Genomic DNA, 14,597 nt, shown 5'->3' with positions numbered 1-14,597 from the left:
TGGGCAACTAACTTCCTGCAAGATTCAGCGCACCCCGACCCGATGCCACCCCGGTCTTGGTCTCGCCGACCCGATGGGCACAGTGGCGAGAAGGCGCCGATGATGGCCTTGCCAGCCGCCGGTCTCAAGTATTTTTACATTAATATGTGACCGTTGATGACTGATCCGGCAGATTTCCCCTTGTTTTCGATCAACATGCCATTCGCGGCGACCATCGAGGGATGCATCCGTTGCCGAATGCTTTTACCATACTGGGGTATAGTATCTTGAGGCGCTGTCATGCCGCATTCACCTGCTGCCAAAAAGCGTGTTCTTGCTCGGGTGCGCCGCATTCGGGGCCAGTGCGAGGCGCTGGAACGTCAGCTGGATGCCGGTGCCGAGTGTGCTCCGATCATGCAACAGATCGCGGCCATGCGCGGTGCCATTAACGGGCTGATGTCAGAGATGATGGAAACGCATATTCGTGAAACCTTTGGGGACGCCGCTGCCAGCGAAAAAGAGCGCACGGCACGCGCCGATGAAACGGCTTCCCTGATCCGTTCCTATTTGAAATAGCCTGTGGTCCGATAACCGGACCCTTCGCAACCTCAAGGAGAGTCACTTGAAATCACGTGCTGCTGTCGCCTTCGGGCCGGGCAAACCGCTCGAAATCGTTGAAATTGACGTTGAACCGCCCCGCAAGGGTGAAGTACTGGTGCGCATTACGCACACCGGCGTCTGCCATACCGATGCCTTTACGCTCTCCGGCGATGACCCGGAAGGCATCTTCCCGGCCGTGCTGGGCCATGAAGGGGGCGGTATCGTCGAGGCCGTCGGCGAAGGCGTGACCAGCGTCAAGCCGGGCGATCACGTTATCCCGCTCTATACCGCCGAATGCGGCGAGTGCAAGTTCTGCCGCTCCGGCAAGACCAACCTGTGCTCGGCCGTTCGTGCCACTCAGGGCAAGGGCCTGATGCCGGATGGCACCACGCGCTTCTCCTACAACGGTGAGCCGATCTATCACTACATGGGGACCAGTACCTTCAGTGAGTACACCGTGGTCGCCGAGGTGTCGCTGGCCGTCATCAATGAAGACGCGCCGCTGGAAAAGGCCTGCCTGCTGGGTTGTGGCGTCACGACCGGTATCGGCGCGGTGCACAACACTGCGAAGGTCAAGGAAGGCGATACCGTCGCCATCTTCGGTCTGGGCGGCATCGGCCTGGCTGCCATTCAGGGCGCAGTGCAGGCGAAGGCGTCACGCATCATTGCCATCGACACCAACCCGAACAAATTCGATCTGGCACGCTCCATGGGCGCGACCGATTTCGTCAACCCGAAGGATCACGACCGTCCGATTCAGGAAGTGATTGTCGAAATGACCGATGGCGGCGTGGAGTTCAGCTTTGAATGCATCGGTAATGTCGATGTCATGCGCTCGGCACTGGAGTGCTGTCACAAGGGTTGGGGCGAAAGCATCATCATCGGCGTGGCCGGTGCCGGTCAGGAGATCCGCACCCGTCCCTTCCAGCTGGTGACCGGGCGCGTCTGGAAAGGCTCCGCCTTCGGTGGCGTCAAGGGCCGTTCGCAGCTGCCGGGCATGGTCAACGACTATCTGGGCGGCAGGATCGACCTTGATCCCTTCGTTACCCATACCATGCCGCTGGAACAGATCAACGAAGCCTTTGAGTTGATGCATGAAGGCAAGTCGATCCGTACGGTCATTCATTACTGATTGATCAAGGGGGCAGACGGGCGTCACCCTGCCCCCTTTTAACCTGCTCTTCTTTTAACCTGCCTTTCTTTTAAAAAGACAAACGGCCCGTTCAATGCTGCTCAAAATCAGCGGTGAACGGGCCGTTTCCCTTCAATCGCGTCAGAGGTACTTGCCCGGGTCAGGGTCGGCTGAAGACCACGGCGTCAGTCGGGGCAGCACCGAACGCGCACCGGCAGGCCTCTCGGCGCGGTTGCTCAGCAGTAGATCGATCTGATCGGGGGTCATCGGGCGGGAAAGAAAATAGCCCTGCGCCAGCGGGCACCCAAGCGCTTGAAGCATTTCAAGCTGCTCCAGGGTTTCCACCCCTTCTGCCACGATATCCAGCCCCAGAGTCCGGCCCAGCCACAAAAGGCTTTGCATGATGGCCATGGAACGCTGATGCATCACCATGCGCAGCACGAAAGCGCGATCCACCTTGATGGCATCAATCTCGTACTGATCGATATAGCTCAGTGCCGAATAGCCGGTGCCGAAGTCATCCAGCACGATGCTCACGCCCAGCGCACGAATGTCGTGCAGGATCTGACCGATGATTTCGGGGTGATGGCGAAACACGCCCTCGTTGATTTCAAGCTGCAGCAGATGCGCCGGCAAGCCGCTGCCTTCCAGCGCCGAGACAAGATCGTGGGTGAAGCTGTGATGCTTGAGCTCCTGCGCCGAAACATTGATGTTCAGCGTCATGTGTTCACAAAGCCCGGGATGCGCTCGACGCCACGCCGCGAGTTGATGACAGGCCTCGTGCACGACCCAGTGGCCGATATCGCGCAGAATGCCCAGCTCCTCGGCCATGCCGATAAAGACTTCGGGGGCGACACTGCCGCGCTTGGGATGCTGCCAGGTCAGCAGCGCCTCAATGCCCCGGATCGTTCGCGAATGCGGCTCGTGAATGGGCTGATAGCACAGCGTGAATTCGTCGCGCTTCATGGCATGACGAAGATCATTTTGCAGCGCCAGCGTCTCGACCACGTTCTCACGCATGGAAGGGGTAAAGAAAACGTAGCGCCCGACGCCCTCCTCCTTGGCCACGTACATGGCGGTATCGGCGTCGCGTAAAAGCTCTTCGGGCGTATGGTAATGCGCCTCCAGCACCACGATGCCGATACTGCTGGAAGAAAAGATGTTCTGTCCCTGAATCCTGAAGGGCTTTTGCAGACTCTGGGCAATACGATGGGCCACCTCGCCGGCGGCGCGCTCTGGTGTGTCGTCCTCGATCAGCACCACGAATTCGTCCCCGCCCACACGGGCCAGGGTATCGGCGCTGCGCAGACAGGACTCGAGCCGCCGGGCCATATCGGTCAGCAGCTGATCGCCGGCCCGATGACCAAGACTGTCATTGACGAGCTTGAAACGATCCAGATCCATGAACAGCACGGCCGCTTCCGGCTGCGATGACGGCGCTTTCGAGAGCAGCTCGTGAAGCCGCCCCATGATCCAGGCACGGTTGTAAAGCTCGGTCAGGTTGTCGTGGGTCGCCGCCCAGGAGAGCTCCTGCTCGATGCGCTGGCGCTCCAGCAGCCGCGCCTCCAGCGCCATGTTTTCCGCCTGCGTTCGTCGCGCCTGCAGCTCGACTTCCTCGGCGCGCTTGCGCTCACTGATATCGCGCTGAACAGACACCCAGTGGGTAAACCAGCCTCGCTCGTTGGCCACCGGGACGATACTGAGCTCTACCCAGAACTCACTGCCGTCACGGCGTGCATTCAATAGCTCGATCTCCACGGGCTGCCACTTTTCCAGCGCGTTTCTCAAGCGATCCAGCGCCTTGCGATCGGTACGCTTGTTTTGCAGGATGCGCGGGGTTTTGCCTATCACATCGGCTTCGGTATAGCCGGTGGTACGGGTAAAGGCGGCGTTGCAATAGACAATGCGCGGCCCCGGCAAAGCAATCGGCTCGGCTTCGGTAATCAAAATGGCATCGTTGGCATGTACTGCCACTGACTCCAGCAGTCTGAGGCGCTCGCTGCTACTGGTGTTGGCAATCTCGATCGATTCGCGCACCTGGTGGCAGTCACCATAGTGGGCAATCTGAGTGGCGTGGGTATGCAGTACATAGCGTTGCGCTGTGCTCAGCCCCGACCGTGGCCGGTCATCGCAGACCACAAGAACGCCCGGAAGTGCCTCGCTGCCTGATCGCACCAGGGTCAGCGCCGCAAAGACGGCATTATCGGGCCAAGGCAGATCTACAAGTGGCGCCTGAAGGCAGCGGACATCTTTGATACACAGATATCCCTCGCCACTGCCCTCGATCAACTGCCTCAGCATGACGAGCATCCCGGCGGACATCCCGGCTGCGGGCGTGCTGCCATAATCGGCCACGACATCACCGCCGGTGCCATAGAAAACGCTGCACGCGCAGTCGGCAGCATGAGCAGCGCTACGCAACAGCTGCTGTAGCACCGGAACATCCTTGTGGTCGTAGAATACGGTCATGGCGAATCAATCGTCTCTTTTGAGCCTGCTTCGTGAATAACGGCCTCGACGCGCTTTTCTAAAGTGTATTTCACACCGTCATGCATCACACGATGCGGTCAACTTCAGATCTGTCCTGCATCGCCGATAACACTGCATCACCAGATACCTCCCCGTGACTTTGAAAAAGGGTGCAAAGCCGACATGAAGCTGATCGACGACATGACCGTCAGAACAAGCTGGACACTGGTCATTGCAGTGTTTCTGGCACTGATCATGGGCGTTGGCGCCCTCGGACTTTACGGTCTGCATTACAGTGAAGGCATCGTCTCACGTCTCGCGATCGATGACGCCGCCCGGCTGCAGGCCGGTTTTGACACGACCGCCACCCTGCTGCGCACGATCATGGGGCTTTCCATGGTGATGGCGGTCGCGGTCAGCGCCGTGGTCATGTGGGGGGTGACGGTCAATGTCATCAATCCGCTCAAGCGGCTGGTGACCCATTTCGAGCGCATGGCCGAAGGCGATCTGTCTCAGAGCGCCGAACAGCGCGGCGACAACGAGATCGGCCGCCTTTTCAAGGCACTGTCGGCCACGCAGCAGAGCCTGTCACATACGGTCAGTACCGTTCGCCTAGGCAGTCATCGTATCAATGATGACGCGCGCCTGATTGCCCGCGATAACATGGATTTGTCTGCCCGCACCGAACAGCAGGCCGCGTCTCTTGAACAGACGGCGGCCAGCATGGAGGAACTGACGGCCACAGTGTCACAAAATGCCGAAAACTCGCGTCAGGCCAGCCAGCTGGCCCAAGAGGCCTCCCGTCAGGCGCAGCGCGGTGGCGAGGTCATTGTAGAAGTTCAGCAGACCATGCAGGGGATCAATCAGAGCTCCCAGCAGATGGGCGATATCATTGCCCTGATCGACTCCATTGCCTTTCAGACCAATATCCTCGCGCTTAACGCCTCGGTCGAGGCGGCGCGTGCCGGTGAACAGGGCAAGGGATTTGCGGTGGTTGCAGGCGAAGTCCGCGCGCTGGCAGGGCGTTCAGCCAGCGCCGCCGGCGACATTCGCGAACTGATCGATAATTCACTGAAGCGAGTGGGTGACGGCTCGGAGCTGGTCGAACAGGCCAGCAGCACGATGCAGGTGATCGTGGAATCCGTTCAGCGCGCCACCGAAATCATCGCCGAAATCGCCTCGGCCTCGCAGGAACAGAGCAGCGGCATCGGTCAGGTCAATCAGGCGATCTCCCAGATCGATCAGGTTACCCAGCAAAATGCCGAGCTGGTACAAAACGCCGCTCGCGCGGCCAGCGAGCTCGAGCGTCAGGCCCATGCCCTACGCGATTCGGTCGATCTGTTCACTCTGACAGACGAAGACAGCGTGGCGTCAAAAGGCAGTGACACGCCCGCAGCAGGTCATCACGAGGCTCAATCCGCAGGGACTGCAAAATCTGCCAAAACCGGCGGCAGGCCTGACACTCGCGCAAAGACCGCGACCACGGCGCCAACCGGCGCCCATCAATCGACGCGGCCCGCGGCGACGTCACACGATAGTGACGAAACCACCAGGGTTGCAGGGTCAAACGCCTCGACCGGCACCCCGTCAACAACTGCCACCAGAGCCGGGCATCCTGCACCAGCGGCAAAGAGCAGCCGCGTGACCAACAACGAGGATGAGTGGGAGACGTTCTGAACGTTCTGACGACCCTCCACGGATCTGTCATCACACGGATCCGCCATAAAATCCGCCATAAAAAAGGGGCCGCTGATGCGGCCCCTTTTTTGAATCCTGCGCATGAATACAACGCCTCAGCCCGCACCGGCCTCTAGCGCCAGCAGCGCTTCTTCCAGCGCGTAGACATGGGGATCATCGTGACCCATGTCGCGCAGGGCATCGGCCAGCAGCAGCAGGTAGTCCCGATTAGGGCCACTGGGCCCGGCGGCTGTTGAAATCTGTTGAGCGATCTCGAACGCTGTGGCTTCCCCCAGCCAGGCTTCATTGCCCTGGGTGGCCATGTAGACCAGCGCCTCATCACGAGTGCCATCCTCGAAATAGAGATCGGTGATGACGCGTACATAGCCGTTTTTCTCGCGGATATCGAGCGCCTTGAGCACCTCCGGCGCGATGCGATAGGCCATGCCGTGGCATATGGCACCTTCACTGGCGACCAGGGTCGCCACTCTTCCCGGCGACTCGAGCGTGCCACGATGGTCATGGGAGCCCTGCCAGAAACGACGCGTCCAGCCGTGGATACTGGCCGGTCGGCGCTGCTGATAGTCAAAGCCGACCTTGTAAATCAGCGAGCCATAGCCGAACAGCCAGATCGGTTGATCGCTTTCAAAAGCGTCGCCACAGCGAAGTGAGAAGTCATTCCGGATCATGCAACACACTCTCCTGCTTCATCGATGCGGTATGGAGAGCATCAAACGGTTCAGCCGACGTGCTCGGCATCCGTTTCATCATTGTCGGCCACCAGCGCGTCGGTGCGACGCAACAGATTCTCCACCTCGGGGCTGCCGGGCTCTTCGGCCTTCTCGTCAGCATCCAGCAGGGCATCGGCGTCATCGATCGTGCACAGCACGCCTTCCACCACGACAAAGGGCACGCTGCCATGCTTCTGGACCTGGCGTACCAGCTTCATGGAAGCAGGGACGCACTTCAGCGCCGGACTGGCCTGCCACGCCGACGGCACGCTCGCCATGGCGTCCTGCTCGTTCAGCCCGGCAGCCACGATATGTTCACCTTCGAGCACAACTACACCCGCAACAACGACGCCCGCAACAACCACGCCTGCAGTAGAAAGGTCGTCCATCGGTTCATTTCCTCGGGTGATGATCAAAAGCGGCCATTCTAAACGGCCGAGGCAGAATCATCATCTTTCAATTATTCTTGGGGGCTGTCTCCTTATTCCCCATATCACCGGCAGCGCTTTGGGGTCATCCGAACCGCTGCCGGCCTTCGGACATCACCATGTGCTTTTCCGCTTCTGCAAGTTTTGTCGGCAGCGCCGGCATCGCCCTGGTGGGCGTGGCCACACTGATGCAGGTCAGAACGCCCAGGACGCTGCTGTTTGCTGCCATACCAATCCTGTTTGCCCTGCATCAGCTGCTGGAAGGCATCGTCTGGCTGGGCATGGACGGCAGGCTGACGCCGCCCTGGCCGCAGCTGGCGGGTCAGCTCTATGTCTTTTATGCCCAGGGGCTGCTGCCCGTGGTCATGCCCATGGCCATCTGGCTGCTGCTGCCCTCGGGCGAGCGTCGGCGCATTGTGCCCTTTTTGCTGCTGGGAGCGTCGCTGTCGGCCTACAATCTCTGGTTTCTCGCCACCCTGCCCACCGACATCGGCCAGTGCGGACACAGCATTACCTATCACAACCCGCGCACGCGCGAGATGCTGGTCGCCATCGTCTACGTGATTGCGACCTGCGGCGCCCTGCTGGCCTCGCGCCGGCGCTGGCTGGTGATCATGGGACTGGCCAATCTGGCAGGACTGACGGTCGTGGCCCTCTTTCGCACCTGGGCCTTTACCTCGGTGTGGTGCTTTTACGCCGCGCTGATCAGCATCATGGTGTACTGGCATTTCCGGCGTGAGCGAATGGCCCGCCACGTTGAAGAAGCGCCTCAGGATCACCACTTCCCTGCCGGTAATGGCCCGTAATGTTCTAGACTCAAGGCAACGCCATTCAATTTCCCTGACAACGATGGAGTGTACTCATGGATGAGGAAAAGAAGGGTCCCAGCGACAACCGCCCGGCACGCGATGGCCGTGATGTGACCGCTGCCACGCCGGAAACGGATGCCTGGACCGATGATCTTGAATACATCAACGACGGCACGGGTTCCACGGAGGATGCCTCAGTCCTGCCCGATGAAAATGATGAATACGCCGATCTGGTAGAGACCGGTGTGCTGGACGAGGACGAGCGTTTGATCGAAGAAAAGGACGCCGAGCTTGAAAACGAGCTGGAAGTGACCGAGGCCGACGAGGAAGGCATCGAGGCCAGCATCAAGTCGCTCGATTTTGAAGAGCCCGACGGTGGCGATCATGTTGATCCGCAGCGCATCCGTCCGGACATGGAGAGCCGCGACCCGGACGATCTCTGATGGCGGACACCGTCAGATCACATGGCGGTCGGTTCACATGAGCACAAGAAGCCGATCATCATCGGCCCCTTTTTTACGGCCTGACTGCATCATGGACACACCGTCAGGATTTCGCGAGGGCAGTCTTCAGCGAACCTTGCCTCCGGCTGCAATATCATGCAGTAACGTCTACCCCCGGTTACGCATCAAAAAAGGCGGCGCCCCTGGAAGCACCGCCTGTCACTGTCCACAGCGAACCAGTCCACAACGAATCGATCCATAGCGAATCAGGCTACACCGAATCGGAACCTGTACTGGTTACTCCAGCACGCTGGTGATATCGCGCTGGTCGCGACTGCTGCTCATTTTTGCAAAACGATGCAGGGTGATGTCCAGCCGTCTGACCATGCCCTCGACCAGCTCGATCTGTTCATCTTCCATCTCGCCGGACTCGCGCAGCCGGGTTAAAAGCGCCTGGCTGGCATCGGTAAAGCGCTCATCGAAATCCCCCCAGGCGCAGGCCTGATAGGCATGTGCCAGCGCTGTTTGCCACTGTCTCAGGGCTTCCCGGGTGTCCGGCGTATTATCCAGGCTGGTCACACGACGATAGTTGGCCAGAATCAGATGGCCGAGGTTCATGCCGGTCATACCCAGGTCCAGCAGATAGCGATCTTCTTCAGGCAGCTGACTGTCGAAGTTGGCCAGACGCTGCACGCGCTCCACCATGCGGCCATTGAACCAGTCGGCGGCTCTTTCCCGCGACTGCTGACAGGAGCGCGTCCAGAGCTGTTTCATGTCATCGGTCGTTGCTCGAATGACGCGACGGCGCAGCACCAGTGCGTTGGGAGAAGGCACCACGCGGAAAACACAGTACAGAATGGTCAATCCCAGCCCGATCGCCAGCGTACGATCCATGAAGCTGCTGATATCAAAGCTCATGCTGTTACTGGGCATGGTCAGGATGGTGTAAATGATGCAAAAGCCCAGTCCGTTGGCCAGTACCGGGAGGTTATTGAGCGCCATCAGCCCCAGAAAGAGCGGTGTCCCGAAGACCATGATCAGCATGATGTACTCATGAGGGGCCTGAGCCAGCAGGATGTTGCCGAACACGAATGCCGTCAGGGCACCGACAACACCGCCTTTCATGACCTTTTCCAGCATGGCTGTAGGAGAAGGAAAGGAGGCAAACATGGTGCCAAAGATCACGGGCATCACCATCATCAGCACGCCGGAGCCCCACTGGGTCGACACATAGATGATCGCGCCGATGGCAAACAGCAGACTGGAGCGAATACCGATGGTCAGCGCCGGCATATAGTCGCGATGGCGCGACAGTCGCGGCGCCTTGAGCCGGGTGTTTTCGGCATCGTTGATGGCGTGATGCGCCTCGATCATGACACTGGCATAGCCCAGCAGCAGCATCAGGCCCTGCGCCATGCGACGTGCCAGCGGTGTACCGCGGCGCTGCAGGTCTGCCTTCTGAATACGCTGTCGCAGGCTGTTGATTTCCCGCTTGCGCTCGCTGTAGGTCTGGCGCGAACGCACGCGCTCCATGGTATCGCGGATGTCCTTGAGGGCATTTTCAAACGCCTCACCGGTCAGCTCCGGATGCTCACGGACCAGACGACCGTAGGTCTGCATTTCGGCCATCATCGACAGTGCACGCTGTGACAGAAGATAAGCCGCCCGGGCCCGGCCGGGACCGTGCGGCCCCTCATAGATCACGGCACTGCTGTCATTGTTGAGCGTCAGCGCCTGGTTCAGCGCGGACATGATCTGTGCTCTTGCGTCATACATTGAAACGCTGGCATCCAGATGCATGCTGAGCGCCTGGAAGGTTTGATCGATCACCGTGTTGGCGTGATTATGAATGATGTATCGAACGCGCTCGGGCCAGAGCAGCATGCTGACCAGCGTGGCGCAGGTCGCACCCAGCACGATCTCGCTGACGCGCGCTACGGCGATATCAAAGACTCCCTGACTCGAGTTGTCATTGACGATGGTCAGTACCACCACGAGGATGCCGGTGGCCGCCCCCATCGCAAAGCCATAGGTCAGGTTGAAATTGCGGGTCAGCGCCGAGGAAGTCGCACAGATAAACACCCAGGCCATCAACAGCATCAGCGCCATGGCCGGCGTCTGCATGCTCAGCGCCATGATCAGAACACCAACGCTTCCACCGATGAGGGTGCCGCCGATCTGGCACAGTCCCTTTTCGATGACCAGTCCGCTCTGGGGACGAATCTGCAGAAACACAGCCGAAATCAGCGCCCAGTAGGGACGGTCCAGCTGCATCTCCATGGCGAGATAGAGCGACAGGGTCATGGCCACCAGACCCTTGGTCGCAAACTTGAGCGTCTTGATGTCAGGCGTCAGATAAACGCGCCCCCAGGTCCCCAGCGCCATGGTCAGGGAGTCTGCCGCTTGGCGCTATCGGTGACCGCTGGCGGAATGTCGGGGTCACGGGCCTGCTCGCCGCCATTCCCCATGCCCTGCGGGCGCACACCATCCACGCCCTCATCCTTTCGATGTTGATCGTTGATGCGCACGCTGGCGGTCATGCCCGAACTCAGATACACGCCATCAGGAATATGATCGATGGCAATATCCACCGGAATGCGCTGGGACAGACGCACCCAGGTAAAGGTCTGCTGCACCTGAGGGAGAAGCTGTCCGTCCGGCGTGGTGTTGGTATTGGCGATGCCGCGCCCGATGCTGACCACGTGCCCTTTCATCTCCTGATCACCGCCCATCAGCCAGAGACTGGCACTGTCGCCGATGTCGATCGAGGGGATCTTGGTCTCCTCGAAATAGGCGGTAATGTAAAACGAGCCATCGCGCACGATCGACATCTGGGCACTGCCCTGACTGACATAGTTGCCCTGTCTCAGCTGCAGATTGATGACCGAGCCATCGACCGGTGAGGTCACCACACTGCGCTCCAGATCGATTTTCGCGCTGTCGAGCTGTGCCTGAGCCAGATCGCGCTGCGCCTTCGCAATCTGCGCATTGAGCCTTGCGGTCTCACGGTCCTCGGTACTGATGGCATTGCTGCCAAGATTACGACGGCGTTCATACTCATGTTCGCTCAGCTGGAAAGAGTATTGCCTGTTGGCCAGTGTTGCCTCGGCCTGACGCACCGCCGCTTCGTAGCGCTTGTGGTTGACGGTAAAGAGCACATCGCCTGCCTTGACCTGCTGGTTGTCATGGGCGTCAAGGTCCATGACCCAGCCCGAGACATCGGGGGCAATGGTGACGATATCGGCGCGAACGCGAGCATCGCGCGTCCAGGGGGTATACATGTAGTACTGCCATAGCCAGACACCCAGTGCGATGGCAATGGCCGCCAGCACCAGCGTAACGAAGACTCTAATAATCGTGCGCATTCAGATTTCGCTTTTACAACACATGACTTGAAAGGTAGGTCACCACGGCCAGCACAATCACGAACAGGCTGACATCAAACCACGCTTCCTGCCACACCCAGCGTGTCAGACCGGCCTTGTGCATCATGGTTCGCAGCAACGCTGAAATCACCAGAGACACCAGCGTAAACAGCAGCATCGGACTGATGAAAACACCGCCAATGGAAAGTTCACGCAGCAACACGCCCTTCTCCCGTCCCGGTTTTTTCAAACGTTTCAATCTTGATAGGAAGGCTCATGATGACCGGCTTACCCGGCATGAGGTGATATCAGCATAGTGTAGCGTCATCCATTTGGCGCTATTGGAAATGGCTCAAGTGACTATCGCAGTATTGTACGCGCCATGTCATGAGAGGGCATCGCAGAAAAAGGCACTGTATCGCCCTTTGTGTATCCGTTCTATCAAGATCAGGGCCAGAATCCTGACACAAGAAAACCGGCCTCCTGAGGAGGCCGGTTCTTTGGATACCCTGAAGTCAATAAGACTGATCAGGACAGAGACTTAGAAGCTGTAGGCGATACCGGTAGCGACACCATCACCTTCGTGAGCTTCACGGTCATATTTGGCGCCTTCCAGCCAGATGTACATCTGGCTGCTCAGGTTATAGGTCGCGCCCAGAATGAATTCGTTGTAGCTCTCGTCGTCACCCTGATCAACGCCGTTGAAGGCACCCGGATCGACCAGCGCCACCGCATTGCGGTCAGCATCAACGTATTGATAGGAGCCATAGATATCGCCCACGCCATAGCTGTAACGCGCACCAATGCCATAACGATTGGCGTCAGCATCATCAGCCCACTGACCGTGCAGCTGTTCCCACTTGGCAGAAACCCGCAGATCATCATTCATCTGCCAGGTCGCGTTCAAACCAAACTGCTGACCGTAGTCATGCTCGTCACCACCAACTTCTACATATTTAAAGTTTTTCAAGTCATCGTAAACGGCAGCCAGCGTCCAGTCGCCCACCATGTAACGCAGACCACCAAACAGGGAGGCACTACCACCGTCATCAACTACGAAGTCCCCATTTTGGGTAGCCGGATCAGCGACAGTCCCATCATCGTTCCGGACTGTCGTACCATTGGCGTAGGCATCAAGAAAATCGTTGGTGTCTTCGGCATCGCCGTAATAACGCGTGCCGATAGCGAACTGGAATCCACCAGTCACCGGTGAGGTATAGGTGATTTTATTGGCTTCCTGCCAAGTGCTACCGCCGATATCACCGCTGCTGTCGGTGTTATCAAAGTATTCATTGTTGGAGACCGGATCCTGAACCCAATCATCAATCAGATTATCCCAGGAACCGATACGCAGATCACCGAAGTTGCCGGTCAGACCCAAGTACGCCTGGTCACCGCGTGAAAGCCCGGAACGAGTACCTTCAAGATCTCCATCGTCATTATAGGCGCCATAATAGCCCTTCTGACGATCGGCATTGAATTCAAATTCTGCGCGAAAATAACCGGTCAGATCCGGGTTAATGATGTGTTCGCCGCGGAACCCGATGGTCGAGCCGTTGTCGAAAAGTTCGTCTGTGGATTCACCAGAACTATCTTTAGTGTTCTGCCACCCAATCTGAACGTTGCCGTAAACGTCCAGTTTGGAACCGTCCTGATTGTAAACCGTGGCCGCTTGGGCACCGGCCGCCATCGTGCCGAGCGCACCGGCAATCGCAGTCGCTAAGAGCGTCTTTTTCATCGTGATTTTTCCTTAACTGGCTAACTGTTCGATTGTCTGCCGCAGCAGATGCCCGACGCCGGTGGCGTTCGAGCTTTTTTTATTTGTTGCTCGCCGGGCTACCTTATAACGGCGTTTTCACTAACGCAACAAGAAAAAAACAGCGTTTTCGTTCTTTTTACTATTGGACTATGACGCCTCTGTCAGGCCGATATTTTTGAATAAAAACGTTACTTTCGTATGACAGCCACCCTGTACCAATCAAAAAAAGAGCGTCCTTTTGGGACGCTCTTTTTGGTTTAAAACAAAAATCATCAAGGCCTTACATCATGCCGACACTGCAGGCAAAACATGTGCCATTTCGTTTGCACTATAACGATTAACCCTGCGAATTTTGCACAGGTTATCGTTGGTGGCGATGCGCCAGTTCGGACATTTTTTGTGCCAATCTGCGCTTTTGCTTTTCTGCCTCTCGTTCCTGCTGACGTTGCTGTAACCGCTTGAGCTGTTCCTGAGCGTGTCGGGCGTCCTCTTCCTCGACCCGACCGGCCTCATTTCCCTCGAGATCGATACGTGCTGCATTGGCGCGTACGGACTTGAGATAACGCGGCAGATTGACGTAGCCCGCCAGCGCCCGGCGAATCAGTTTTTCACTGTAGGGCTCGTTGACCGACAGAGCCTCATGGATGCCGATGGCCAGCGGACGGGTATGGCGCTCGAAAAAGGTTTTGGGATAGCGTTTATACCACTGTTTGAGCAGGGCCTGAGGCGAAATATCCTCGACGGCCCCGGGGGCAGCAGACGCCGAATGTCCGGATATCGACGGCTTTTCAGAAGCAAGCGAGGCATCTTCCGATTCCGGTGCAGCGGAATGCAGCTCTTTTGATGCCCCGGCAACGTCGGGAGCAGCGACACAGGAGGCTTCTCTATCGTCCGATTCAACGCCACTCTCTGCGCCCTCGAAAGCCACAGCGACAGATACCATATCGTTATCGGGCATCGCAGAAGGAGCCGCCGAATGCGTATCCTCGGCCTCCGACATCTGCTGAATGCGCCCCAGCCGTGCCGTCAGCTGGCGATTGGTGTCCTCAAGCTCCCTGATGCGGGCTCTTGCACTTTCCAGTCGCGCTGTCAGATCACTGGCCTGTTGCTCCAGCGCGCTGAACACTTCGTCAAAACGCTCGCTCACACCCATCTCCCGAAACTTCCCGTCGTGCCATCTGCCGCCAGCATCACCGGCCATGAAT

General features: G+C 58.3%; 13 protein-coding genes. 5 read left to right on the top strand and 8 right to left on the bottom strand.

Features of this window, described 5'->3' with window-relative positions:
• Positions 1-279 precede the first annotated feature (279 nt).
• On the top strand, positions 280-555 hold the full coding sequence (locus BM079_RS05580) for a metal/formaldehyde-sensitive transcriptional repressor (protein WP_090131600.1): 276 nt from the start codon (positions 280-282) through the stop codon (positions 553-555).
• Positions 556-601: 46 nt separating this feature from the next.
• A complete protein-coding gene (locus tag BM079_RS05575; protein ID WP_090131598.1) occupies positions 602-1,711 on the top strand; it encodes an S-(hydroxymethyl)glutathione dehydrogenase/class III alcohol dehydrogenase in 1,110 nt (369 codons plus the stop codon).
• Between the two features lie 141 nt (positions 1,712-1,852).
• Here the strand turns inward: BM079_RS05575 and BM079_RS05570 are convergent, their stop codons facing one another.
• Positions 1,853-4,180, bottom strand: coding sequence for a putative bifunctional diguanylate cyclase/phosphodiesterase (locus BM079_RS05570; protein WP_090131596.1), 2,328 nt, complete (start codon positions 4,178-4,180; stop codon positions 1,853-1,855).
• Between the two features lie 183 nt (positions 4,181-4,363).
• On the opposite strand from BM079_RS05570, the gene BM079_RS16940 reads away from it, so the two are divergent.
• Entirely contained in the window at positions 4,364-5,857 is a 1,494-nt protein-coding gene (locus BM079_RS16940; RefSeq protein ID WP_090131595.1) for a methyl-accepting chemotaxis protein, read from the top strand.
• 116 nt (positions 5,858-5,973) lie between these two features.
• Here BM079_RS16940 and BM079_RS05560 read toward each other — a convergent pair whose 3' ends face one another.
• On the bottom strand, positions 5,974-6,546 hold the full coding sequence (locus tag BM079_RS05560) for a gamma-glutamylcyclotransferase (protein WP_090131593.1): 573 nt from the start codon (positions 6,544-6,546) through the stop codon (positions 5,974-5,976).
• Between the two features lie 50 nt (positions 6,547-6,596).
• The gene (locus tag BM079_RS05555; protein ID WP_090131591.1) at positions 6,597-6,977 is read right to left on the bottom strand and encodes a hypothetical protein; all 381 of its coding nucleotides are present in this window, start codon (positions 6,975-6,977) and stop codon (positions 6,597-6,599) included.
• A gap of 158 nt (positions 6,978-7,135) precedes the next feature.
• Here BM079_RS05555 and BM079_RS05550 point away from each other — a divergent pair, with 158 nt between their 5' ends.
• Complete coding sequence (locus BM079_RS05550) at positions 7,136-7,822, top strand: DUF6629 family protein (RefSeq protein WP_175489609.1); 687 nt, start codon at positions 7,136-7,138, stop codon at positions 7,820-7,822.
• 56 nt (positions 7,823-7,878) lie between these two features.
• Positions 7,879-8,268, top strand: a complete 390-nt coding sequence (locus BM079_RS05545; RefSeq protein ID WP_090131590.1) for a hypothetical protein — start codon at positions 7,879-7,881, stop codon at positions 8,266-8,268.
• A gap of 297 nt (positions 8,269-8,565) precedes the next feature.
• Here BM079_RS05545 and BM079_RS05540 read toward each other — a convergent pair whose 3' ends face one another.
• The 5 genes from BM079_RS05540 to BM079_RS05520 all read right to left on the bottom strand — a co-directional run bounded on the left by BM079_RS05540 (position 8,566) and on the right by BM079_RS05520 (position 14,539).
• Positions 8,566-10,653 (bottom strand): FUSC family protein, encoded by a 2,088-nt coding sequence (locus BM079_RS05540; RefSeq protein ID WP_090131589.1) that lies wholly within the window; start codon positions 10,651-10,653, stop codon positions 8,566-8,568.
• 2 nt (positions 10,654-10,655) lie between these two features.
• A complete protein-coding gene (locus BM079_RS05535) occupies positions 10,656-11,633 on the bottom strand; it encodes an efflux RND transporter periplasmic adaptor subunit (protein ID WP_090131587.1) in 978 nt (325 codons plus the stop codon).
• Between the two features lie 13 nt (positions 11,634-11,646).
• Positions 11,647-11,856, bottom strand: coding sequence for a DUF1656 domain-containing protein (locus BM079_RS05530; protein WP_090131586.1), 210 nt, complete (start codon positions 11,854-11,856; stop codon positions 11,647-11,649).
• Between the two features lie 318 nt (positions 11,857-12,174).
• On the bottom strand, positions 12,175-13,371 hold the full coding sequence (locus BM079_RS05525) for a porin (RefSeq protein ID WP_090131585.1): 1,197 nt from the start codon (positions 13,369-13,371) through the stop codon (positions 12,175-12,177).
• A gap of 382 nt (positions 13,372-13,753) precedes the next feature.
• Positions 13,754-14,539: a ProQ/FINO family protein gene (locus tag BM079_RS05520; RefSeq protein ID WP_245742834.1), complete on the bottom strand. Its 786-nt coding sequence runs from the start codon at positions 14,537-14,539 to the stop codon at positions 13,754-13,756.
• Positions 14,540-14,597 lie beyond the last annotated feature (58 nt).

This window comes from Kushneria avicenniae, from assembly GCF_900112585.1.
Taxonomy (GTDB): Bacteria; Pseudomonadota; Gammaproteobacteria; order Pseudomonadales; family Halomonadaceae; genus Kushneria; species Kushneria avicenniae.
Note: the sequence above shows the minus strand (reverse complement) of the source record. Positions and strands in the feature narration are given on the sequence as shown.